General features: G+C 25.0%; 22 protein-coding genes and 1 tRNA gene. 13 read left to right on the top strand and 10 right to left on the bottom strand.

The window, feature by feature from the left end:
• Nucleotides 1-75 precede the first annotated feature (75 nt).
• Both rpsT and DM817_RS01975 read right to left on the bottom strand, forming a co-directional pair.
• Nucleotides 76-324: a 30S ribosomal protein S20 gene (rpsT, locus tag DM817_RS01980; protein WP_113738363.1), complete on the bottom strand. Its 249-nt coding sequence runs from the start codon at nt 322-324 to the stop codon at nt 76-78.
• A gap of 21 nt (nt 325-345) precedes the next feature.
• Nucleotides 346-417: transfer RNA gene (locus DM817_RS01975), tRNA-Glu, on the bottom strand.
• Between the two features lie 99 nt (nt 418-516).
• Between DM817_RS01975 and DM817_RS01970 the strand changes: the two genes are divergently transcribed.
• On the top strand, nt 517-1,125 hold the full coding sequence (locus tag DM817_RS01970; protein WP_235610869.1) for a C40 family peptidase: 609 nt from the start codon (nt 517-519) through the stop codon (nt 1,123-1,125).
• Here the strand turns inward: DM817_RS01970 and DM817_RS01965 are convergent.
• From DM817_RS01965 to DM817_RS01950, 4 genes are read right to left on the bottom strand one after another with little or no spacing between them, the layout of a single operon-like run.
• Nucleotides 1,113-2,366 carry a 3-phosphoshikimate 1-carboxyvinyltransferase gene (locus DM817_RS01965; protein ID WP_113738362.1) on the bottom strand — a complete coding sequence of 418 codons (1,254 nt, stop codon included), beginning with the start codon at nt 2,364-2,366 and terminating at the stop codon, nt 1,113-1,115. The two genes, DM817_RS01970 and DM817_RS01965, sit on opposite strands and share 13 nt — an antisense overlap.
• Before the next feature lie 5 nt (nt 2,367-2,371).
• Nucleotides 2,372-2,701, bottom strand: a complete 330-nt coding sequence (locus tag DM817_RS01960) for a nucleotide pyrophosphohydrolase (RefSeq protein ID WP_113738361.1) — start codon at nt 2,699-2,701, stop codon at nt 2,372-2,374.
• A gap of 8 nt (nt 2,702-2,709) precedes the next feature.
• Nucleotides 2,710-3,681: a transketolase family protein gene (locus tag DM817_RS01955; RefSeq protein WP_113738360.1), complete on the bottom strand. Its 972-nt coding sequence runs from the start codon at nt 3,679-3,681 to the stop codon at nt 2,710-2,712.
• Nucleotides 3,682-3,687: 6 nt separating this feature from the next.
• Nucleotides 3,688-4,557, bottom strand: coding sequence for a transketolase (locus DM817_RS01950; protein WP_113738359.1), 870 nt, complete (start codon nt 4,555-4,557; stop codon nt 3,688-3,690).
• A 53-nt stretch (nt 4,558-4,610) separates the two neighbouring features.
• On the opposite strand from DM817_RS01950, the gene smpB reads away from it, so the two are divergent.
• Complete coding sequence (smpB, locus tag DM817_RS01945) at nt 4,611-5,048, top strand: SsrA-binding protein SmpB (protein ID WP_113738358.1); 438 nt, start codon at nt 4,611-4,613, stop codon at nt 5,046-5,048.
• Between the two features lie 73 nt (nt 5,049-5,121).
• Entirely contained in the window at nt 5,122-6,366 is a 1,245-nt protein-coding gene (locus DM817_RS01940; protein ID WP_113738357.1) for an OmpA family protein, read from the top strand.
• A gap of 38 nt (nt 6,367-6,404) precedes the next feature.
• Here the strand turns inward: DM817_RS01940 and tatC are convergent, their stop codons facing one another.
• On the bottom strand, nt 6,405-7,208 hold the full coding sequence (gene tatC, locus DM817_RS01935; protein WP_113738356.1) for a twin-arginine translocase subunit TatC: 804 nt from the start codon (nt 7,206-7,208) through the stop codon (nt 6,405-6,407).
• Between the two features lie 162 nt (nt 7,209-7,370).
• Here tatC and ychF point away from each other — a divergent pair, with 162 nt between their 5' ends.
• Nucleotides 7,371-8,390, top strand: coding sequence for a redox-regulated ATPase YchF (gene ychF / locus DM817_RS01930; protein ID WP_113738355.1), 1,020 nt, complete (start codon nt 7,371-7,373; stop codon nt 8,388-8,390).
• Here ychF and DM817_RS01925 read toward each other — a convergent pair.
• Together DM817_RS01925 and dapF are read right to left on the bottom strand one after the other, a co-directional pair.
• Nucleotides 8,380-9,471, bottom strand: coding sequence for a M42 family metallopeptidase (locus DM817_RS01925; protein ID WP_113738354.1), 1,092 nt, complete (start codon nt 9,469-9,471; stop codon nt 8,380-8,382). The genes ychF and DM817_RS01925 overlap by 11 nt on opposite strands.
• An 18-nt stretch (nt 9,472-9,489) precedes the next feature.
• Nucleotides 9,490-10,296, bottom strand: a complete 807-nt coding sequence (gene dapF / locus DM817_RS01920) for a diaminopimelate epimerase (RefSeq protein WP_113738353.1) — start codon at nt 10,294-10,296, stop codon at nt 9,490-9,492.
• Between the two features lie 123 nt (nt 10,297-10,419).
• On the opposite strand from dapF, the gene DM817_RS01915 reads away from it, so the two are divergent.
• The gene (locus DM817_RS01915) at nt 10,420-11,922 is read left to right on the top strand and encodes a Do family serine endopeptidase (RefSeq protein ID WP_113738352.1); all 1,503 of its coding nucleotides are present in this window, start codon (nt 10,420-10,422) and stop codon (nt 11,920-11,922) included.
• Here DM817_RS01915 and DM817_RS01910 read toward each other — a convergent pair.
• Nucleotides 11,919-13,010: an LptF/LptG family permease gene (locus DM817_RS01910; protein WP_113738351.1), complete on the bottom strand. Its 1,092-nt coding sequence runs from the start codon at nt 13,008-13,010 to the stop codon at nt 11,919-11,921. The genes DM817_RS01915 and DM817_RS01910 overlap by 4 nt on opposite strands.
• Nucleotides 13,011-13,556: 546 nt before the next feature.
• Between DM817_RS01910 and rsmH the strand changes: the two genes are divergently transcribed.
• From rsmH to murG, 8 genes are read left to right on the top strand one after another with little or no spacing between them, the layout of a single operon-like run.
• Nucleotides 13,557-14,471: a 16S rRNA (cytosine(1402)-N(4))-methyltransferase RsmH gene (gene rsmH / locus DM817_RS01905; protein ID WP_113738350.1), complete on the top strand. Its 915-nt coding sequence runs from the start codon at nt 13,557-13,559 to the stop codon at nt 14,469-14,471.
• A 14-nt stretch (nt 14,472-14,485) separates the two neighbouring features.
• On the top strand, nt 14,486-14,824 hold the full coding sequence (locus tag DM817_RS01900) for an FtsL-like putative cell division protein (RefSeq protein WP_113738349.1): 339 nt from the start codon (nt 14,486-14,488) through the stop codon (nt 14,822-14,824).
• Nucleotides 14,821-16,809 (top strand): penicillin-binding protein, encoded by a 1,989-nt coding sequence (locus DM817_RS01895; protein WP_113738348.1) that lies wholly within the window; start codon nt 14,821-14,823, stop codon nt 16,807-16,809. The genes DM817_RS01900 and DM817_RS01895 overlap by 4 nt, the downstream gene beginning before the upstream one ends.
• Nucleotides 16,806-18,278 carry a UDP-N-acetylmuramoyl-L-alanyl-D-glutamate--2,6-diaminopimelate ligase gene (locus DM817_RS01890; protein ID WP_113738347.1) on the top strand — a complete coding sequence of 491 codons (1,473 nt, stop codon included), beginning with the start codon at nt 16,806-16,808 and terminating at the stop codon, nt 18,276-18,278. The genes DM817_RS01895 and DM817_RS01890 overlap by 4 nt, the downstream gene beginning before the upstream one ends.
• 12 nt (nt 18,279-18,290) lie before the next feature.
• Entirely contained in the window at nt 18,291-19,484 is a 1,194-nt protein-coding gene (gene mraY, locus DM817_RS01885; protein WP_113738346.1) for a phospho-N-acetylmuramoyl-pentapeptide-transferase, read from the top strand.
• Nucleotides 19,485-19,497: 13 nt separating this feature from the next.
• Nucleotides 19,498-20,871: a UDP-N-acetylmuramoyl-L-alanine--D-glutamate ligase gene (murD, locus tag DM817_RS01880; RefSeq protein ID WP_113738345.1), complete on the top strand. Its 1,374-nt coding sequence runs from the start codon at nt 19,498-19,500 to the stop codon at nt 20,869-20,871.
• On the top strand, nt 20,846-22,012 hold the full coding sequence (locus DM817_RS01875; protein WP_113738344.1) for an FtsW/RodA/SpoVE family cell cycle protein: 1,167 nt from the start codon (nt 20,846-20,848) through the stop codon (nt 22,010-22,012). The genes murD and DM817_RS01875 overlap by 26 nt, the downstream gene beginning before the upstream one ends.
• Nucleotides 22,012-23,124, top strand: coding sequence for an undecaprenyldiphospho-muramoylpentapeptide beta-N-acetylglucosaminyltransferase (gene murG, locus DM817_RS01870; protein WP_113738343.1), 1,113 nt, complete (start codon nt 22,012-22,014; stop codon nt 23,122-23,124). Before DM817_RS01875 ends, murG begins: the two co-directional genes overlap by 1 nt.
• Nucleotides 23,125-23,128 lie beyond the last annotated feature (4 nt).

Genomic DNA, 23,128 nt, shown 5'->3' with positions numbered 1-23,128 from the left:
TTTTTCCAAAAAAAAATAATAGTTATAAAAACCTATAAAAACAAATGACCATCATTATTCGTTATTTACTTAGGATCATTTTTTATTGATCAATAACTTTTTTCTTAATTTATTTTTTAACCTTGCTGCTTTATTCATATGTATGATATTTTTTTTAGATAATTTATCTATCATAGAAAAAACCTTAGAATATTCTTCCTTTTTTTTTTTCCCTTTTATTAATTGTTTAATAGTAGTTCTGGTACTTTTAAATACATATTTATTACGCAAACGTCTAGTATTATTTTGTCTAATTCTCTTTAATGCCGATAAGTGATTTGCCATAAGAATGATCTAGTATTTTGATAGCCCATAGGGGAATTGAACCCCTCTTTCCAGGATGAAAACCTGACGTCCTAACCAATAGACGAATGGGCCAGAATACAAATTTAATTTTTTTTAAATTTAATACAAGTATTTTACTTACATTTGAGCCTCTATTAATAATAATTAATAATTTATTTATTAGAATTTCTTTTGAATAATGGAAAAAAAATAAAAATTATTCCTATTTTAAATTCTAAAATTCTTTTATTTTTTGTATTCTATTCTCATTTTTTTTATATTCCGTTATTATATGGAAATATGGTATATAAAAAAAAGTCTGAAACAATTTTTTTCAGAAAAAATAAACAGAATCCATACTACGATAAAAAAAACTATTTTCAAATTATTAAAAATAAAATTTTTTTAAAAAAGAAAATGGATTTTCTTATTGAAGAAGCTAAAAATTATATGTCAACTCCATATAGATATGGTGGAAATACTAAAGATGGAATAGATTGTTCAGCTTTTATAAAAAATATTTTTGCATCTTATAAGATTTCATTACCACGTATATCTTCCAATCAAGCTAAAAAAGGACTTTTAGTTCCTAAAAAATATATAGATAAAGGAGATCTATTATTTTTTGCTACAGGACAATCTAAAAAAAAAATTAATCATGTAGGAATGGTGATCCATGTAGATCATAATAATATCTTCTTTATTCACGCATCTACGTCAGGGGTACTTATTTCTAGATTGTATCAAAAATATTGGAAAAATAAATTTATTACGGCAAGGAGAATACTTTATTCTTCATAATAATCAATTGAAAAACCTAAATATTTCAAGTCCATCCAAAAATTTGGATATGATTTCTCTACAACTTTTGGTTCCTCTATTTTCAAAGAATAAAATAATCCAAAAGAAGAAAAAGCCATAGCCATTCTGTGATCTTGATAAGTTTTTATTTTTATAGTAGAAGAATCCATTTTTTTTGGAAAAAAATCTATTATTTCTAAACAAGAACTTGTAATTTTTATTATTACACCCAATTTTAATAATTCATTTTTTAAAGCTTTCAAACGATCTGTTTCTTTAATTTTTAAGGTTTCTAAACCTTTTAAATAACACTTTATACCAAGAAAAGAACAAGTTACAACAATAGTTTGTGCAAGATCTGGAGTTTTATTTAAATCTAAATGAATGACTCTAGGTAGAGTAAAATTTAATTTTTTATTTAATATTATTTTATTTTTTTCAAAAATTGTGGATATTCCAAAATATTTTTCATAGATGGAAGTAATTTCTCTATCTCCTTGTAAACTTTTATTTTTATAGTCACTTAAAGTTAGATTACTCGTTTTTACAATACTAGCCATTGAATAATAATAAGAAGCTGAACTCCAATCTGATTCTATAGAAAAATATTTTTTTCCTATTTTTTTACCTGGATAAATATGAATAATTTTTTTTTTCCAGGATATTTTTATTCCTGCTATAGTTAATAAATCAAAAGTCATTTTTATATATGGAATTGATGTAATATCTTCTTTTAAAGATATTTGTAATCCAATCTTAAATTTGCTAGCTATTAACATTAAAGAACTAATATACTGGCTACTAATTCTAGCATTGATATCTATTTTTCCTCCTATAATGTTCTTACCAATAATTTTTATGGGTGGGTATCCAATTTTTTCTAAATAAATAATTTCTGATCCTAATTTTTTTAAAGCATCTACAAGAATAGATATAGGTCTTTCTTTCATTCTATTGGAACCTGTCAATACGAATTCTTTTCCTTCTTGTATAGATAAATAAGAAGTTAAAAAACGCATAGCAGTTCCTGCATGATGAATGTTTAATATGTTAGAAGTGCTATATAAACTTTTTTCTAAAACTTTTGTATCCTCACAGTTAGAAATATTTTCAATATGAATATCATCTTTATAAATAGCTTTTAAAATTAAAAGACGATTAGATATACTTTTAGATCCCGTTATAGATATAGAACCGGATAAGTTTTTCCTCTTTTTGTGAATTTTGATATAAGAAGGCATATTTTTTATTTTAATTTTTCATTTTTATGATGTCTTTCATCATCTCTTATTTTTTTTTTTTTTAATTTTTGATGAAAAGATTTTTCCAAATCAATTCCAGTTTGATTAGCTAAACAAATTAATACAAACAAAACATCGGATAATTCTTCTCCAAGATCTTCTTTTTCTTTACAATTTTTTTTTAAAGATTGTTCTCCATAATTTCTAGCAATAATTCTAGAAACTTCACCTACTTCTTCAGATAAAAGTATGGTATTAGTTAATATATTAAAATAACGTATTCCATAATTGACAATCCAATTATGAACTAGTTTTTGTATATTTTTGATTTTCAAATTTTTTTTTATTGATTCTTTTTTTTTTCTAATAAAATTTTTACATGATTCATAATAGAATCACGATCAATTTTATATTTTTTTAATAACTCCATTGGTTGACCACTTTCACCAAAAGTATCATTAACAGCTACTAAACTTTGATGTACGGAAAGTCTTTTAGTAGTAATTACTCTAGCTATACTCTCTCCTAATCCTCCAAAATAATTATGTTCTTCTGCAGTTACAATACATTTTGTTTTATCAATGGAATTTAAAATTAGTTTTTCATCTAATGGTTTTATTGTATGAACATTAATAACTTCACAAGTTATTCCCTCTTTTTCGGACAATATTCTAGATGCTTCTAAAGATTCCCATACTAAATGACCAGTACTCACAATAGTAATATCTTTCCCTTCGGTTAAAAGAATGGCTTTACCAATTTCAAATATTTGATTTTTATCCGTAAAATTAGCTACAGCTGGCCTACCAAATCGTAAGTATACTGGCCCAAAATAGTTAGCTATAGATAAAGTAGCTGCATAAGTTTGGTTATAATCGCAAGTATTAATGACGGTCATTCCAGGAAGCATTTTCATCATTCCAATATCTTCTAAACTTTGATGTGTAGCTCCATCTTCACCAAGTGTTAATCCGGAATGAGAAGCACATATTTTAACATTTTTATAAGAATAAGCAATGGATTGACGTATCTGATCATATACACGAGATGTTGCAAAATTTGCAAATGTCCCAGCAAAAGGAATATATTTTCCAATACTTAGTCCAGCAGCTATTCCAATCATATTAGCCTCTGCAATTCCAATTTGAAAAAATCGTTCAGGAAATTCTTTAGAAAAACGATTCATAAATAAAGAACTGGTAAGATCTGCACATAATGCAACTACTTGATTGTTTGTTCGACCTAATAAAGTCAAAGCATTTCCAAACCCTTTTCTGGTTTCTTTGAATCCTTTATTTTCATATATTTTGATCATAATTTTTTATATTTTTGGAAAATCCCCCAAAGTTTCAGGAAGTTGGAATAGTGCTTTTTTTAATTCCTCTTCGTTAGGAGATTTTCCATGCCATACATTATTTCCTACCATAAAATCTACACCGTATCCCATTTCGGTGTATAGAATAATTAAGACTGGTCTACCTTTACCAGTCTCATTTTTTGCTTTTTTTAAAATATTAATAACCTTTTCAATATTATTTCCTTTTAATTCTTCTAAAACTTTCCAATCAAAAGATTGGAATTTTTTTTTCAGATTTCCAAGAGGAAGAACTTCATCGGTATTTCCATCTATTTGTTGTCTATTGTAATCTACAGTAGCTATATAATTATCTATACCTTTAGATCCTGCATATAAAATAGATTCCCATATCTGTCCTTCATTCAATTCACCATCTCCATGTAAACTATAAATAAGACTATTATTATCTTTACTAAGTTTTTTAGATATAGCTGCACCAATTGATACCGACATCCCTTGTCCTAATGATCCTGAAGAAATTCGTATTCCTGGAAGATTTCCATGTACAGAAGGATGTCCTTGTAAACGAGAATTTAATTTTCTAAAAGAAGATAATTCTTTTATAGAAAAAAAACCAGAACGAGCTAATACACTATAATAAACAGGAGATATATGTCCATTTGATAAAAAAAAAAGGTCTTCCTTTTTTCCCTCCATAGAAAATCTTTTGGGATCGTAATGCATTATTTCTTGATATAAAGAAACAAAATATTCAGTACATCCTAAAGATCCACCAGGATGTCCAGAATTTGCGTTATTTACCATACGTAATATATCTCTTCTCACTTGAGTACATAAATTTTTTAAATAACATACACGTACATTTACATTCATAATTTTAAAAAAATTTATAGAATTTTATTTTTTCACAAAAATAACAATTAATTATGAGTATTCTAAACAGAAAAGCAAGATTTCAATATAAGTTTATAGAAGAATATATAGCTGGTATTCAATTATTTGGTTCTGAAGTCAAATCTATAAGACAAAATAAAGCTAATATAACGGAAAGTTTTTGTCAGATAAAAAATGGAGAATTGTATTCTATTAACATGTATATTTCTGAATATAAATTTGGAACTACTTGGAATCATTCAAGTAGAAGAGAAAGAAAATTATTATTAACTAAAAAAGAATTAATAAAAATAGAAAAAAAGTTAAAAGAACCTGGATTAACTATTATTCCTAATAAATTATTTTTTAGTGAAAAAGGATATGTGAAAATCCAAATTTTTTTGGCTAAGGGTAAAAAAATATATGATAAGCGTGAATCTATCAAAAATAGAGATCTTCTTCGTGAAAGAAAAGAATCTTTTAAAAGATAATTTTTAAAATCATATATATGATTTATATTTGTTGAGGTTCAAATTCAAAGAAATTCAAAGAAATTATAGTTCTATGAAAAAAAAATTAAATTTTTTTATTATTACTTTTTTTGTTTTATTTTCATCTGTATTCTCTCAATATTCTCAGAAAAAATGGTCTATTCGAATAGGAGCAAATGATATTAACTATTATCCAAGGAGTAATCCTATTAAATTTTTTTTACACAAAAAAAATAATAGCATCAATCCTATTTTTTCTAATGTAGAATTGGTACATCATATAAATAAAAATCTGGGGGTATATTTAGAGGGTGCATTAGGAATGGTTGACAATAATAGATGGAGAATAATAGATGGATTTTTCTTAAAATTTGGTCCTGGAATTAATTTCTATTTTTTACCGAAATATTGGTTTGATCCTTATTTTAGATTAGGAGGTGGTTATCATCAATTTAATTATCAAAATAGAATATTAAAACTATCAGGATCAAAATCTTATAAATTGAATAAGAAAAATTTTTTTCTATTAGATGGAGGATTAGGTATCAATTTTTGGATTGTCTCTAATTTTGGGATTAACATTCAAAGTACCTATAATCATGTATTTGCAAATCATTCAAGAGATTATTTAAATTTTTGTAAACATTCCCTGGGATTAGTATTCCGTTTCGGAGGAGAACATGAAAATTATTCTGATGATTATGATAATCAAACACAAAAAAAAATAATAGAAATCAATCAAGAAAATTCTTATTTACCTTCTATAATAGAAAAAAAAGAGGATAAAAATATTATAGAAAATTCGGAATATGAAAATAAAATTTGTTGTAAAAAAGATGACTTAGATAACGATGGTATTTTAGATAAAGAGGATTTATGTCCTGATCAATTTGGATTAAAAAAATTTAAAGGATGTCCAGATACAGATTCTGATAATATTCCAGATATTGAAGATATTTGTCCCAATAAATATGGAATAAAAGAAAATAAAGGATGTCCCAATAAAATAATTTTCAATACTATTTTATTTGATCTTGGAAAATACCAATTATCTTCTAGTTCCTTAGTAATTATTAATAAGATTTCTGAAATTATGATCAAAAAACTTCCTAATTCTAAATTTTATATCAATGGATATACAGATTCTTATGGAAAATATTCTTATAATAAAATATTATCCTTAAAAAGAGCAAATTCTGTATTTGAAGCTTTGGTTTCCAAAGGTGTAGATCCTTCTAGGATGGAAGTTAGAGGATTAATAAAATATGCAAAAAAGAAGAGTAAAGGAAGATATGTTGAAATAACAATTAAAAAATAATCATAAAAAACCTCTTAATTTAATTTTTAAGGGGTTTTTTATTTCTTTTTAGAAAAAGAAAAAGAAATATAGAGACTTAATTGATAAAGAATCAATAGAGGAATTAAAACGATTATCGTACTTAAAATATCGCCAGGAGTAATTGCAGAAGCAATAATTAAGATCATCAAAAAAGCATGTTTTCTATATTTTTTCAAAAATGTATAAGTTATTAATTCTATTTTAGTAAGAAAATAGATAAAAATTGGGAATAAAAAAGTCATCCCCATAGAAAGCATAGAATTCATCATCAAAGATATATAATCCGATAAATCAAATATATTTTTTGGAATAGAACTAATTCTAAAAGTATAACCAAAATGAATTAAAAATGGACATAATAAAAAATATCCAAAAAGAATTCCAAATATAAATAAAAATGTAACTGTTATAATGATACCACGAGAATATTTTCTTTCTTCATCAGTAAGAGCAGGTTTGATAAATTTCCAAAATTCATAAAATATATAAGGAAAAGATAAAATAAATCCACCGATACAACAAGTCCATATATACATATTAAATTGGCCAAATATTTTTCTATTTTGTATTTCCAAATTTTTTGTAAAAAAAAAAATAGGATCATGATCTATTCCAAAAAAAAGAAATTCTAATTTAGAAAATATACGGTAAGTAATAAAATCCTTTTTTGCTGGACCAAAAAGAATATAATCAAATATAAAATATTTATTATTCATCAAAATAATAGTTGAAATTATAATTGCACATAAACTATGAATCAGATGTTTTCTTAGATCTTCAATATGTTCCCAAAAAGGCATTTCTTTTTTTTCATTTTTCATAATAAATAGAAATACGATAAAATACTTATTTTTTATTTACAATAAATTGTAAATTTCACAGAAAAATATTGTTAGTTAAAATTTTTTTTTGAGTTTTGGAGTCAAAAAATGGCTATTTGATTAGTTAAATTTATCAGTATAAATAAAATATTTTTATCATCAATGAAATGTGGAATTATTGGGTTACCAAATATAGGAAAATCAACATTATTTAATCTTATTTCTAATTCTAAAGCATTATCAAAAAATTTTCCTTTTTGTACCATAGAACCTAATTATGGAATAACAAAAATTCCAGATAAAAGATTATATGAATTAAAAACCTTGATTAATCCCAATAAAATAGTTCCATCCAAAATAAAAATAGTAGATATTGCTGGATTAATTAAAGGTTCACATAAAGGAGAAGGATTAGGAAATAAATTTCTATCCCATATTCGTGAAACAAATGTAATAATCCATATGATTCGTTGTTTCAACGATATAAGTGTACTTCATATCGAAGGGGAAATAAACCCAATTAGGGATAAAGAAATTATTGATATAGAATTACAGTTCAAAGATCTAGAAACGATAGAAAAAAGACTAGAAAAAACTTCTAAAAATAAAAAATCTGTAAGTAATATACTACTACAAAAAGTTTTTTCTTTTCTAAAAGAAGGAAAAAATATTAGAATATTTCCATTTAAAAATAATGAAAAAAAGTACATAGATGATTTACATTTACTAACTATTAAACCCGTACTTTATGTATGTAATATAGATGAGAAAAATGATCCTAATCTAAAAAAAATCAAAGAAATGGTAAAAAAGGAAAAATCAACTTTAGTTGTTTTATCGTTGAAAAGAAAATTATATGATCAGAAAAAAAATTACATTTCAGGAATTGATAAGATTATTAAGGAATCATATAAGTTATTAAACTTACAAAGTTTTTTTACAATAGGAAAAGAAGAAGTACGTGCTTGGTCTATTCCAAACCATTATACTGCTTACCAAGCTTCTTCAGTTATACATACAGATTTAAAAAAAGGATTCATTTGTGCAGAAATTATTCATTATAAAGATTTTATCAAATATGGTTCAAAAGAAAAAGCGAAAAAAGCAGGAAAAACATTTTTAGTAGGCAAAAATTATCTTATTAAAGATGGAGATATTATCCATTTTCGATTCAATCAATGAAAAATTTTTCTTGAGAATAGTTAATTCCTTTTAAGGTTTCAAAAATTAATTGTATCGTTTTTTCCACATCTTTTTTATGTACCATTTCTACTGTAGTATGCATATATTTAAGAGGTATGGAAATTAAAGAAGAGAGAACCCCCTTATTAGAATAAGCAAAAGCATCCGTATCGGTACCCGTTCTAGATGAAACTAAACGTTGAAAAGAAATTTTTTTATTTTTAGACGTATCAATAATAAATTCTCTAATTTTTTTATGTATTGAAGGAGCATATCCGATTACAGGTCCTAAACCACATTTAATATCTCCCTGTATTTTTTTATCAATCATCGGAGTAGAAGTATCATGTGTTACATCAGTAACAATAGCTATATGAGGTTTTATGGCATGAGAGATCATTTTAGCTCCTCTCAATCCTACTTCTTCTTGAACAGAATTCACCACATATAATCCAAATTGTAAATCAATTTCATGTTCTATTATCATTTTTGCTACTTCTGCAATTATAAATCCTCCTATTTTATTATCCAAAGACCTACAAACAAAATAATTATGATTCATAATAAAAAATTCATCAGGATAAGTGATAAAACATCCTACATGAACGCCTATTTTTTCTACTTCTTTTTTATCAAAAGCACCAATATCTATGAAAATATTATCTAAACTAGGGTTTTTTTCTTCTAAAGATTTTCTTGTATGGATAGCTGGCCAACCGAATACCCCATTTACTAACCCTTTTTCTGTGTGTATAACTACTTTTTTCGATGGAGCTATTTGATGATCAGATCCTCCATTTCTGGAAACATATATTAATCCATCTTCTGTAATATAATTCACATACCAAGATATTTCATCCGCATGAGCTTCAATTATTAATTTGTAAGGAGAATTATTAGGATTAATAATTCCTACTACGGTTCCATACAAATCAGTTACTATTTTTTCTACATAAGAACTAATATAATCTTTCCATATTTTTTGACCTTCACTTTCGTATCCAGTTGGGGAAAAACTATTTAAATATTTATTAAGAAATCTTATAGATTGATCACTTATTGAATAACGGTTTTTATCCATATTTTTTTATCTTTATCATTAAATATTAATATACCCTTCAAAAATAAATTTAACAGATCCTGTTAAATTTATTTCTTTATATTTATCATGTATTTTTTTAAATGAAATCCATAATTTTCCTCCTAAAGTGTAGGCTAAAACCTTTCCATAAACATGATTATAATATGCAAGAATCCCTTTTTCATAAGCTGCAATAGCAGAAGCTGTAACTCCTGTACCACAGGATAAAGTTTCTTTTTCCACTCCTCTTTCGTAAGTCCGTACTTTTATCGTATTATTTCCAATAACTTCCACAAAGTTAACATTGACACCATCTTCTTCATAAGGGGACTGAAATCTAATTTTTCTACCTTGTTTATTAACATCTATTTTTTGAATATTTTCTACAAAAAGAACATGATGTGGAGATCCAGTATTTAAAAAAATATATTTTGGATAAATTTTTATCATATTTATTTCTATATCAATTAGATTTATGCATATCAAATTTTTATCCTTTATTATACCATAGTGAATTCCATCTATAGCTCTAAAATAGATTTTATTTTTTTTTTTTATTCCTAATTTTTTTGAAAATGAAATGGCACAACGTCCTCCATTTCCACACATTGTACTTTCTTTTCCATCAGAATTATAATACTTCATATAAAAATCGCTTTGAAAATCATTTTTAATTAAAATAATTCCATCAGCTCCAATTCCAAAATTCCTATTACATAATTTTGTAAACAAAGCAGGGATACATACCGGAATTTTTTTTTTTCTAATATCTAGTATGATGAAATCATTCCCCGTCCCTTGGTATTTAAAAAAATTAAATTTCATGAATAATATTAAGAAAAAGTTAATATTTTTTTTTAAATAAAGTTTACTTTATAAGTATCATATTTATATATTTGTGTAATCAGGATAAATATAATTATATTATCTTATTATTAAGAACATAACATGAAAAAAATAGTTGTTTATATTGTTATTAGTAGTATCATGAGCTCAGTAATGACTATTGCAGTATACAAAAAATATACTAAAGAAGACCCTCCATTATTTCCATATGGATCTTCGTTTGAAAAAACGACCCCCTCAAATTCATCTTCATTAATTAGTTCTGCTGGATTACCTGATTTTACAAGAGTAGTAGAAAAAACAATACATGCGGTAGTAAATGTAAAAAATTATTCTAAAAAATATAGTAATCGATTGAATTTCGATCCATTTGACTTTTTCTTTGGATTTCCTGATGATTTTGGAGGAAGAGGTAAAATGCCTCAAAGAAATGATATACCTGGTCTTCATGGATCTGGAGTGATAATATCTCCTGATGGATATATTGTTACAAATAATCATGTCATAAAAGATGCAGATAAGATAGAAATTACTCTTAGTGATCAAAGAACTTATAGAGCAAAATTGATTGGTACAGATACAAGTACGGATATAGCTTTATTAAAAATAAATGAAAAAAATTTACCTTTTATTTATTTTTCGGATTCTAATAAAGTACAAGTAGGAGAATGGGTTTTAGCAATAGGAAATCCTTTTGATTTGAATTCTACTGTTACTGCAGGTATCATAAGTGCTAAAAATAGAAATTTAGGAATATTAAGAGGAGAAACTCAAACAGCTATAGAATCTTTCTTTCAAACAGATGCAGCTGTAAATCCTGGTAATAGTGGAGGAGCATTAGTAAATACAAATGGGGAACTAATTGGAATTAACACGGCAATTTCTTCTAATTCAGGAAATTTTATAGGATATAGTTTTTCCGCTCCTTCAAATTTAGTTGGAAAAGTGATACAGGATATTAAGAAATACGGAACTGTACAACGTGCATATTTAGGAGTTAGAGGAATGGATCTTTCTAAGGCTGAATATTTAAAAGCTTATAACAATGAAACTCATCAAAATATAAAACCACAACAAGGATTCTTAATTGGAGAAGTATTTGACAAAAGTGGAGCCTATGAAGCAGGTCTTAAAAAAGGAGATATTATCAAAAGTATAGACGGAAAACCGATTCAAAATGTAGCAGATTTATCTTTTATGGTTGGAACCAAACATCCAGGAGATCAGGTAAAAGTTAATATTGTACGTAATAGAGAAAAAAAAACTTTTAACGTTACTTTAAAAGATTCACAAGGAAGAACAAAAATTAGAAAAAAAGAGGAAATAACACCATCGGAATTACTAGGTGCTACCTTTGAAACTCTGGGTAAAGATTACAAAAAAGATTTTGGAATTAATTATGGTATTAGAATTACAGAAATCCGAACAGGTCGTTTAAGTTCTATAGGACTGGAAGAAGGAGATATTATTTTATCTATTAATGGAGAAAAAATAAGAAAACCTAATGATGTAGATCGTATTTTAAAAAGATACAAAGGAGATGTAACTATAAAATCTATTAAACAAAATGGTCAAGTATATATAGCAGGATTTGAAATGAATTAATTTTTATTTCTATTCCAATAAATGAATAATGTGATTATTCCCATAATGATATTTGGAAGCCAAACAGATAAATAAGAAGGTAAATACTCTTTTGTAGAGTATACTTTAGATATTTCTATAAAAAAAATATAAAAAAAGGCTAATATTAATCCAATAATGAGATTTACTCCTATTCCTCCTTTTTTCATTTTTGATGATATCGATAATCCTAAAATAGTAAATATAAAAGTAGAAAAAGGTAAACTTGTTCTTTGATAATACTCATTCAAATGCATATTTATGTTATGGCTTCCTTTTTTTTTTTCTATATTAATAAATTTTTTAAGTTCCGAAATGGTCATAGTTTCTGCTATATACTCTTCCGGTAAAAGTTCTTCCGGAGTCATAGCAAAATTTTTTTTTATATAAAATCCTTTGAATAATATATCTTTATTCTTTTTTATATAAGTTTCTATATAATCATGTAGAATATATATACGATATTTTTTGGACCAAAAAATATTTTTAGCTTTTAAAATATATACTAATTTATTTCTATTAAGTTTTTGATATACACATTCATGTCCTATATTTTTTTTTTTTGAAAAATTTCTAATAAATAGATATTCATTATTGGAAATTTGAGCACTTATAGCTTTACTATTTTCGTATTGACTTTTTTGTCTTAAACTCAATAAATATTGATAATGAAATTTATTTTTTATTTTATTAGCCATGGGTAAAAAAGAATAATTCATGATTAAAGAAAATCCTCCTATCATAAATGCTGAAATTAAATAAGGAATAGTAATTCTTTTGAAACTAATTCCGCTACTTAGAATAGCGGTCATTTCTAAATTTTTAGTTAATCTAGATGTAAAAAAAATAATAGATAAAAAAACGGAAATAGGGGAAAAAGTATTGGCTAACCATATAGACCAAAATGGGTAATAATGAATTAAAGCCTGTTTTATTGATCCTTGATTGTTATCCAACCTATGCATACGTTGAGAAATATCTATAACTATAGATAGTATCTGTAAAAAAAAAGTAATAAATATATAAGTAACAAGAACATTATAAATAATATAACGATCTATTTTTTTCATTTTATGAATGTTCTTTTCATGAATAAATTATAGATTATTTCCAATAAAAAAAAATGGATTTTTGAGAAGATTATTTCTTTTTTTTTAAAATTTTTTTTTTGAATAAAAAAGATTTCTTACATATTCCCATTTTTTATATTTACAATACATTTCCAGGTAAATAACATTTTATGATGTATTTTTTGTCAACACTACGTAATCAAATATTTATATATTAAGTTAATTTTCTTATTAGTTAATAGAATAAATTTGAAAACCTACATTATCTTTCTAAGATGGATTTTTTCAAAAAAAATCTTATATCCAACATTGTATAGTTCATTTTTTGGAATAGATTTCACACTTTATTTTAAATTTACTGTTAATGGAATAAAAATAGGAGTTTCTATTTTTCCATGATCTTTATTTATTATATTATTATAGAGACTTTTTTTATAATATTTATTAAATTAAATAAAAATTTTATCGAATTATATATGAAAAATATGAGGATAAAGCATAATTTCGTTTTCAATAGAAAATAACAACCTATTCAAAGAGTAAAAAATGAAATTTCAACATTATTATTACCATAAACCAGTACTACTCAAAGAAAGTATAGATAATTTGGTTACAGATAAAAATGGAATTTATATAGATGTTACATTTGGTGGAGGTGGACATTCTTATGAAATTTTAAAAAAATTAGATCGAAAAGCTATTTTAATTGCTTTGGATCAAGATGAAGAATCCATAAAAAATAATTTTATCAAGGATAAACGTTTTCATTTATTCCAAAAAAATTTTATACATATAAAAAATGTATTGAAAAAACTTCATATCGAAAAAGTATCAGGATTATTAGCTGATTTAGGAATATCTTCTTTTCAAATGGATAATCCTATAAGAGGATTTTCTCATCAATTAAACTGTACTTTGGATATGAGAATGAATCAGAATGGAGATTCTTATTCTGCTGTACATGTGATCAATAAATATTCAAAAAATGAATTATTTCATATATTTTACAAATATGGAGATTTCAAAAATGCAGTAAAAATTACTGAAAAAATATTAGAAAGACGTTTAAAAAAACCTATTAAAACTACCTTGGATTTAAAAAATATTTTTTTTCTTAAAAAATCTTCTTTTAATAAAAGAAAAAAATTTTTTTCTAGACTTTTTCAATCTATACGAATAGAAGTTAATAATGAAATAAATATTTTAAAAAATTTTTTACTAGAATCTTCTGAAGTTATCCTACCAGGAGGTAGAATTTCCGTGATTTCTTATCATTCAATAGAAGATAGAATTACAAAATATTTCTTTAAAAAAGGATGTTTTAAACAAAAAAATAGTAGTCAGATCGATATAATTCCATTTAAAATGATTCATAAAAAAGTAATTAGGCCTAGTATTCAGGAAATTATGGATAATCCAAGATCTCGAAGTGCTAGGTTAAGAATTGCGGAAAAACTATAAATCAATAATAATTAATGAAGACTAATTTCAAAGATATACTGAAAGGAAAATTTTTAGTGAAGGAAGATGCATATCGTAGTTGGAATTTTATTGTTTTTATTACTATTTTATCTTTAATAAGCATTACTAGTTCTCATATGATGGATCGTAAAATTAGAAAAATTACGAATATAAGTGAAGAAATAAAAGAACTTCAATCTGAGTATGCAGATATTCATAGTAAATTTCTAAAAATGAAACTATCTTCCGTTTTAAATAAAATGGTCAATATAAATGGTTTAAAATATTTAGAGGAGCCACCATACGAATTAATTTTAATCGATAAAAAAGAGATGGATCCAAAAAGAAAATGATGAAACGAAAAAGGTATATTTTATTGTATAAATCTTACTTAATTGGTTTTTTATTTCTTTTTATTGCATCCCTGATTATTTTTAATTTATTCTACATTCAGAATTGTTCAGATCAATATAAAAAGTCTTTTATAGAAAGAACAATTAGAACTAATTTAATTAAGGCAAAACGTGGAAATATTTATGCATCAGATAGCAGTATTTTAGCCATGTCTATCATAAGATATGATATTCATATTGATTTTAGATCTATATCAGAAAAATTATTTAAAGAAAATATTTTCTTTTTGTGTAATTCTTTAGAATCTTTGTTTAAAAAACCAAGAAATTTTTTTTATAAAAAATTTCAATACGAAAAAAAAAAGGGAAATAGATATTTTTTATTAGTAAAAAATTTAGATTATCCACATTTCAAAATATTACGAAATTTTCCAATTTTTAACAAAGGAAAAATACGAGGAGGTTTTATTGTAGAAAAGAAAAATTTCAGAGTACATACATTAGAAAGTATAGGAAAAAGAACTTTAGGATACGATGATCATAGGGGTAAAGCAGGGTTAGAAGGAGCTTTTAGTAAGTATCTTAAAGGAAAAAATGGAAAACGATTAGAACAACGTATTAGTTCTAATATCTGGAAACCATTAAATTCAGGGAATGAAATTGATCCAGAAGACGGAAAAGACGTTTATTCTACTATAGATATATCTTTACAAGATATTGCTTATAATGCTTTACTTCATGAACTAACCATTTCTAATGCTGATCATGGATGTGTGATCCTTATGAAGGTAAAAAGTGGTGAAATTAGTGCTATGATTAATTTAGAAAAAACAAAAAAAAATGTTTATGAAGATTTAAGAAATTTTTCTGTATGGGAATGTAGTGAACCTGGATCTACTTTCAAGACTATGTCTATTCTTGCTGCTTTAGAAGATAAAAAAATAGAAATGGATATGATTGTTAATATTAAAGATGGTGTTATGAAATTAAGAGGAAAAAAAATACGAGATAGTCATTACAGTGGATATAGAAAAATGAATCTAAAACAAATTTTGGAATATTCTTCAAATATAGGAATCGCCAAAATTATTTATGAAAATTACAAAGAAAATCCGAAACAATTCATAGAACATTTTAGAAAATGGAAATTAGATAAAAAAATAGGAATAGATATTCCAGGTGAAAGTCACCCTTTCATTCCAAAACCGGGTGGAGAAAATTGGAGTAGTATTACATTACCATGGCTAACTTTCGGATATAACTTGAAACTAACCCCTTTGCAAATTCTAACTTTTTATAATTCTATTGCTAATAAAGGGATTATGATTAAACCTATTTTTATTAGAGATATTAAATTTTATGGAAAAAGTATTAAAAAATATACTACCCCTATTGTAATGAATCCTTCTATCGCATCAAAAGAATCTATAAAAAAAATTCAAAATATGCTAGAAGGAGTGGTAAAAAATGGAACAGCTAAAAAATATTATCATCCAGAATATCCTTATGCAGGAAAAACTGGGACCACACAATTAGATTATTGGATAAAAGGGAAACCTTTATCTTACAATAGTTCTTTTGTAGGATATTTTCCTGCAAAAAATCCAAAATATTCTTGTATTGTAGTTATTTCAAAACCAGAAAAAGGATATTACGGAATAGAAGTAGCTGTCCCCGTATTTGATAAAATAGCTAGATCAATTTATCCAAAAATTGGAAAAAAGTATCTTAACAAAAATAATAAAGTAGATATTAATTTTATAAAAAAAATTAAAGAATCCAAAAATTATTCGTTAATCTATTACCTTGATCAAGGTATTATGCCTAATATAATTTCTTTTCCTGGAAAAGAAATTATCCCTCTATTAGAAAATAGAGGGATAAAGATACAATATAAAGGGATAGGAAAAGTTTTTTTTCAGTCTGTAAAACCAGGAAATAAATTGAAAAAAAATAAAGTTATATTTCTGAAATTAGAAGAATGAAAAAACTACTAATGGATATTTTAATAAAAGTGAATATATTAAAAATCATAGGAGATTCTAAAAAATGGATAGAAGGGATTTCTATACATTCTAAAATGGTAAAAAAAAATAGGATTTTTGTAGCTCATAAAGGAAGAAGTACAGATGGTCATTTGTTTATTATAGAAGCTATCCAAAATGGAGCAAATATCATAGTTTGCGAAAAAAAACCTTTTTTCATACATAAATCTATTACCTATGTACTCGTCAAAGATTCAATAGAAGCTTTAGGAACTATTTCTTCTAATTTTTATGATAATCCTACTAAAAAAATAAAATTGGTAGGCATTACGGGGACAAATGGAAAAACCTCCGTGGCTACAATACTTCATTGTTTATTTTATAAAATGGGAGAAAAAAATATACTTATTTCTACTATGGGTATTAAAATTATGTCTAAAAAAATTCCTACTTTACATACAACTCCCAATATTATTGAAATAAATAAATATTTAAATATATCGATTCAAAAAGGATGTAAATATGCATTTATGGAAGTAAGTTCACATGGAATTCATCAAAAAAGAATTACAGGATTATTATTTACAGGAGGAATATTTACTAATATTACACATGATCATTTAGATTACCATAAATCTTTTGATAATTATCTATCAACTAAAAGATTTTTTTTTGAAAATTTTTTGCATAAAAATACTTTTGCATTAATTAATGTTGATGACAAAAATTCACATAAAATCATAAAAAATGTTTTGGCTAAAATCTATTTTTACGGAGTAAAAAAAAAAGCAGATTTTAAAATTAAAATTTTAAAAGAAAACATCAATGGTAATGAATTATTAATTGATAAAAATAAGTTTTTTATCGGTTTAATTGGAAAATTTAATATTTACAATTTATTGGCTAGTTACGCTACAGCTATATTATTGGGGAAAAAAAAATATGAAATATTAAAAAAAATAAAGACTATAAAACCTATAAAAGGTCGTTTTGAACAATTTCTATCCTATTCTGGAATTCGTATCATTGTTGATTACGCTCATAATCCAAATGGATTAAAAACGGTTTTAAATACCATTAAAAAAATAAAAAAAAAAGAGGAAAAGTTAATTTGCGTAATAGGTTGTGGAGGAAATAGAGATAAAAAAAAACGTTCATTAATGGGAAAAATTGTCTATGATCTATGTGATAGATCAATTTTTACATCAGATAATCCTAGGGAAGAAGATCCAAAAAAAATATTAATCGATATGAAAAAGTTTAGATCATATTTCAAGAAGAAAAAGTATATTTTGACAATTGTTAATCGAAAAGAAGCTATTAAAAAAGCTATTCAATTAGCAAAAAAAAAAGATATTATTGTTCTAGCAGGAAAAGGACACGAAAATTATCAAGAAATTAAAGGAATACGTTACCCTTTTAACGATATGAAAATTGCTAAAACGTTATTAAAAAATGATAATAGATAAGGATTGATATGTATGATAATTTTTCCTATTTTTAAGTATTTAATTTCGAATTCTATAATCATAAATTCTGTTTTTTATAGATCTGTCATAGCATTTATTTTATCTATTTGTATATCATTTTTTACCAATAAAAAAATTATTTTATGGAATAAAAGAAAAAAAAGTATAGGAGAACGAGTACGAAATCTTGGTCTAAAGGAACAAAAAGAAAAAGAAGGAACTCCTACAATGGGAGGATTAATTATTATAATTTCTGCATTAATTCCTACCATGGTTTTTTCAAAATTAAATAATTTATATATCATAATTTTGATAATTACTACATTATGGATGGGATGCCTTGGATTTATAGATGATTATATAAAAATCAAATATCATAAAAATGGACTTAGTTTCATGGGAAAAATATTAGGTCAAATAATCCTAGGTATTTTTATCGGAATTTTTATGTCTTTTAATAAAAATATCACTACTTTTAATCAAAAAATAGATTATTGTTCTAAAAAATATCCATCTTTATTAGTATCCGAAAAACATAATTTTAAGACAACTATTCCTAGTTTTTCCCATATAAATGAATTTGATTACGCCTATATTTTTAAAAAAAAATGGAAAAAATATACATGGATTATTTTCGTACCTATCGTTATTATAATTATTACATTTATATCTAATGGAGCAAATATAACCGATGGAATTGATGGATTAACGGCTGGGGTCTCTTCTATCATATTTTCAACATTATCCTTATTTTCTTTAATTTCCAGTAGTAAAATTTACTCCTCTTTTTTTCATTTTTTGTATATTCCTAATATAGGAGAAATCACTATATTCTCTTTTTCTTTTTTAGGATCTTTAATTGGATTTCTTTGGTATAATGCCTATCCAGCACAAATTTTTATGGGAGATAGTGGAAGTTTAACTATAGGAGGTGTCATTGCAGCAATATCTATATTAATTAGAAAAGAATTAATACTTCCTATTTTATGTGGAATTTTTTTTATCGAAAATTTTTCTGTAATAATACAAGTGTTGTATTTTAAATTTTATAAAATAAAATATGGAATAGGAAAAAGAATTTTTATGATGGCTCCTTTACATCATCATTTTCAAAAACTAGGTTATCATGAAAGTAAAATAGTATATCGTTTTTTAATCATACAAATGATTCTTTCTATGGTGGTAGTTATTTTATTAATCACATAAAAAAAATAATACAATGAAAAAAAAATTCATTGTTGTATTAGGAGGAGGAGAGAGTGGAGTAGGGGCAGCTTTATTAGCTAAAAAAAATGGGTTAAAAATATTTTTATCTGATTCTGGAATTATTCTAAATAGATACAAAAAAATTTTAGTAGAAAATCAAATTCCTTTTGAAGAAAAGGGACATACAGAAAACATGATTCTTCAAGCGTTCAAAGTGATAAAAAGTCCGGGTATTTCTAGAGAAAATATCTTGATAAAAAAAATCAATTTTTTAGGAATTCCCATTATTTCCGAGTTAGAATTTGGAAAAAGTTATCTGAATTCTTCTTATATTATTAGCATTACAGGAAGTAATGGAAAAACTACAACAAGTTCTATTGTGTACAAAATTCTTAAAAAAGATGGATTCCATGTAGGAATTGCAGGAAATATTGGACGTAGTTTTTCACGAGAAGTAATAAAAAAAAAAGAATTTTATGTATTAGAAGTGAGTAGTTTTCAACTGGATGATTGTTTAAATTTTCGTTCAAATATTGCAGTATTATTAAATATAACAAGGGATCATTTGAATAGATATAAGGATTTTCAAGGATATATATCTTCTAAATTGAGAATTTTTACTAATCAAAATAAGGAAGATATTTTTATTTATAATCATGATGATCCTATTCTAAAAAAGGAATTAAAAAAATATACAATTTTATCTCATTGTATCCCTTTTTCTATAAAAGAAGAGTTACAGGTAGGTGCTTATATCAAATGGAATAATATTGTTTTTCGTAAAAAAAAAAATAAAAAAGAAATATGTCTTCTCAATATAGAAAAAATATCTTTAAAGGGAGATCATAATTTATACAATATAATAGCATCAGTTCTTGTTTCCAAAATATTGAATGTTAAAAAAAAATCCATTATCCATTCTGTATTGGACTTTTATCCTATAGAACATCGTATGGAAAAAGTATTAAATATTAATGGAGTACAATTTATTAATGATTCTAAAGCTACTAATGTAAATGCCGTTTTTTATGCATTAAAAAGTATGAATTCTCCTATAATATGGATTGCAGGAGGAAAAGATAAAGGAAATGATTATAGAGAATTATTACCATTGGTTAAAAAAAAAGTGAAAGCCCTAATTTTTTTAGGAAAAAAAAATAAAAAATTTATAAATTTTTTTCAAGATGTGATTGATATTATTATAGTTACGGAATGCCTTAAAAATGCGGTTAGAATAGCATACATGTTATCTATTCATGGAGATAATATATTATTATCTCCAGCATGTTCTAGTTTGGATATTTTTAAAAATTATAAAGAAAGAGGTCATCAATTTAAACAAGAAGTAAAAAAAATTTTCTATGAAAAAAATAGATATTTTTTTTAATAGATATATAAAAGGAGATAGATATTTATGGGCTTTTATTACCTTATTAGCTTTATTTTCCTTTTTACCAGTCTACTCAGCAAGCACCAATTTGGTTACTACATATGGAGGAGGTTCAAATACCGTATTCCGTTATTTATTAAGACATACCATTTTTTTGTTAGTGGGGTTTGGGATTCTTTTTTTTACTCAATTTATAGACTATAAATATTTTTATCGTTTTTCTATACTTACGATTCCTGTAGTTTTAATTTTACTTGTTTTTACCATTAACCAAGGAAAAGAATTAGATGGTGTCAATGCATCTCGTTGGTTGCATATACCCATTATTAATATATCTTTTCAAACTTCCAATATTGCTGGATTAGTTCTTTTTATTTACTGTGCTAGATATTTAGCAAAAAAAAATAAAGAAAAAATTAATTTTATTAATTCTTTTTTTTCCTTAATTTTTCCTATTTTTTTTATTCTTGGGTTGATATTTCCCGCTAATGGTTCTACTGCTGTCATTTTTTTGATTTCAGTTTTGATTATTCTTTTTATAGGAGGATATCCTTTTACAGGAATTATAGGAATTTTATTTATGGGTATAATATCAGCAGGAATATATATTTTTTCTGTAATCAAATGGGGGGAAACAAAACCTATAAATAGAGTTTATACATGGAAAAATCGTATAGAAAATTTTCTTAATAATGAATCTGAAGAAAATTATCAAATAAAACAATCTAAAACAGCCATTATTTTAGGAAATAAATTTGGTCGTGGTCCTGGAAAAAGTGTTTTGAAGGCTTTTCTCCCCCAATCTTCTTCAGATTTTATTTATGCTATTATTATAGAAGAATATGGATCTTTTGGAGGAATTATTCTTCTGTTTATTTATATTCTTATTTTGCTTAGAATTATGGTTATTGCTACGAAAGTAAAAAATTATTTTTGTACTTTATTGGTTCTTTCTGTAGGGGTTCCTATTATAAATCAAGCACTCATTAATATGGGTATATCTGTAGGTTTATTTCCTGTTACAGGACAAACTTTACCACTGATTAGTGCTGGAGGGACTTCGATGTGGATAACATTTTTTAGTTTTGGTATAATATTGAGTGTAAGCAGGATCATATATAAGGAAAAAAAATCATAATGAAGAATACTTTTCCACCTAGAATAATTATTGGAAGTGGAGGAACAGGTGGACATATTTATCCAGGAATAGCTATAGCAGATGAGCTGAAAAAACAGATTCCAGAAGTCAATATTTTATTTATTGGATCTAAGAATAACATGGAAATGCAAGAAATACCTAAATTTGGATATCAAATTGAAGGTATTTGTATTTCAGGTGGAAAAGATAAATTTTTTTCTATATCAGGATTTTTTATTCAATCAATAGAATTAGTGTATAGTTTTTTTTTAGCAAATAAAATTTTAAAAAAATTTTCTCCAGATATAGTTATTGGAACAGGTGGATACGTTAGTTTTCCAACTTTATATGCTGCAAAGAAAAAGAAAATTCCCATTGTTATTCAAGAACAGAATTCATTCCCTGGATTTACCAATAGAATATTTTCTCGTTATGCTCAAAAAGTTTGTATTGCTTTTGAAGAATCAAGAAAATATTTTCCTAAGGGAAAAACTATAATAACGGGTAATCCAGTACGATCTGAAATATTGAAAAAATTTACTAGTAGAAATAAAGCTTGTCTTTATTTAGGATTAAAAAAAAATAGACCTATTATTTTATCTATGGGAGGAAGTCAAGGGGCTAATAGTATCAACAATGCTTGGATGAATGGATTAAAAAAACTGATCCATTTTGATATACAACTTATTTGGCAAGTAGGAAGATCTAATATTCATAGAATAAAAAAAAATAATACTCTTTCTAATCATAAAAATTTTATTATAATGGAGTTTATTGAAAATATTCCGATATGTTATGCTGCAGCAGATATTATTGTATCTAGAGCTGGAGCTTTAACCATATCAGAAATATGTTTAATAGGAAAACCTTATATATTAATTCCTTTTCCTTGGTCTTCAGATGATCATCAAAATAAAAATGCTCAAATATTGGAGGAAAAAGAGGCTGCTATAATAATTAAAAATGAAGAAATAGAGAAAAAATTAGTGGATTCCACAATACAAATACTTAACGATTCTGATAGAAAAAAAAAAATGAGGAAAAATATTTTACAATTAGGAAAACCTCAAGCAACAAACGATATTGTTAACGAAATTTTACATATTCTTTGATGAT

It is taken from the genome of Blattabacterium clevelandi, assembly GCF_003268615.1.
In the GTDB taxonomy this organism is placed as follows: domain Bacteria; phylum Bacteroidota; class Bacteroidia; order Flavobacteriales; family Blattabacteriaceae; genus Blattabacterium; species Blattabacterium clevelandi.
The sequence above is the reverse complement of the archived record's forward strand: the minus strand, read 5'-3'. Positions and strand labels throughout refer to the sequence as shown.

Bases quoted from the DNA above. Each gene is read 5' to 3' on its own strand.
- DM817_RS01895 (WP_113738348.1), top strand. From the start codon at position 14,821: ATGATGAAACGAAAAAGGTATATTTTATTGTATAAATCTTACTTAATT.
- DM817_RS01940 (WP_113738357.1), top strand. From the start codon at position 5,122: ATGAAAAAAAAATTAAATTTTTTTATTATTACTTTTTTTGTTTTATTT.
- DM817_RS01875 (WP_113738344.1), top strand. From the start codon at position 20,846: ATGAAAAAAATAGATATTTTTTTTAATAGATATATAAAAGGAGATAGA.
- DM817_RS01950 (WP_113738359.1), bottom strand. From the start codon at position 4,557: ATGAATGTAAATGTACGTGTATGTTATTTAAAAAATTTATGTACTCAA.
- ychF (WP_113738355.1), top strand. From the start codon at position 7,371: ATGAAATGTGGAATTATTGGGTTACCAAATATAGGAAAATCAACATTA.
- DM817_RS01965 (WP_113738362.1), bottom strand. From the start codon at position 2,366: ATGCCTTCTTATATCAAAATTCACAAAAAGAGGAAAAACTTATCCGGT.
- smpB (WP_113738358.1), top strand. From the start codon at position 4,611: ATGAGTATTCTAAACAGAAAAGCAAGATTTCAATATAAGTTTATAGAA.
- DM817_RS01915 (WP_113738352.1), top strand. From the start codon at position 10,420: ATGAAAAAAATAGTTGTTTATATTGTTATTAGTAGTATCATGAGCTCA.
- DM817_RS01925 (WP_113738354.1), bottom strand. From the start codon at position 9,471: ATGGATAAAAACCGTTATTCAATAAGTGATCAATCTATAAGATTTCTT.
- mraY (WP_113738346.1), top strand. From the start codon at position 18,291: ATGATAATTTTTCCTATTTTTAAGTATTTAATTTCGAATTCTATAATC.
- DM817_RS01890 (WP_113738347.1), top strand. From the start codon at position 16,806: ATGAAAAAACTACTAATGGATATTTTAATAAAAGTGAATATATTAAAA.
- murD (WP_113738345.1), top strand. From the start codon at position 19,498: ATGAAAAAAAAATTCATTGTTGTATTAGGAGGAGGAGAGAGTGGAGTA.
- tatC (WP_113738356.1), bottom strand. From the start codon at position 7,208: ATGAAAAATGAAAAAAAAGAAATGCCTTTTTGGGAACATATTGAAGAT.
- murG (WP_113738343.1), top strand. From the start codon at position 22,012: ATGAAGAATACTTTTCCACCTAGAATAATTATTGGAAGTGGAGGAACA.
- DM817_RS01910 (WP_113738351.1), bottom strand. From the start codon at position 13,010: ATGAAAAAAATAGATCGTTATATTATTTATAATGTTCTTGTTACTTAT.
- rsmH (WP_113738350.1), top strand. From the start codon at position 13,557: ATGAAATTTCAACATTATTATTACCATAAACCAGTACTACTCAAAGAA.
- DM817_RS01900 (WP_113738349.1), top strand. From the start codon at position 14,486: ATGAAGACTAATTTCAAAGATATACTGAAAGGAAAATTTTTAGTGAAG.
- DM817_RS01955 (WP_113738360.1), bottom strand. From the start codon at position 3,681: ATGATCAAAATATATGAAAATAAAGGATTCAAAGAAACCAGAAAAGGG.
- dapF (WP_113738353.1), bottom strand. From the start codon at position 10,296: ATGAAATTTAATTTTTTTAAATACCAAGGGACGGGGAATGATTTCATC.
- rpsT (WP_113738363.1), bottom strand. From the start codon at position 324: ATGGCAAATCACTTATCGGCATTAAAGAGAATTAGACAAAATAATACT.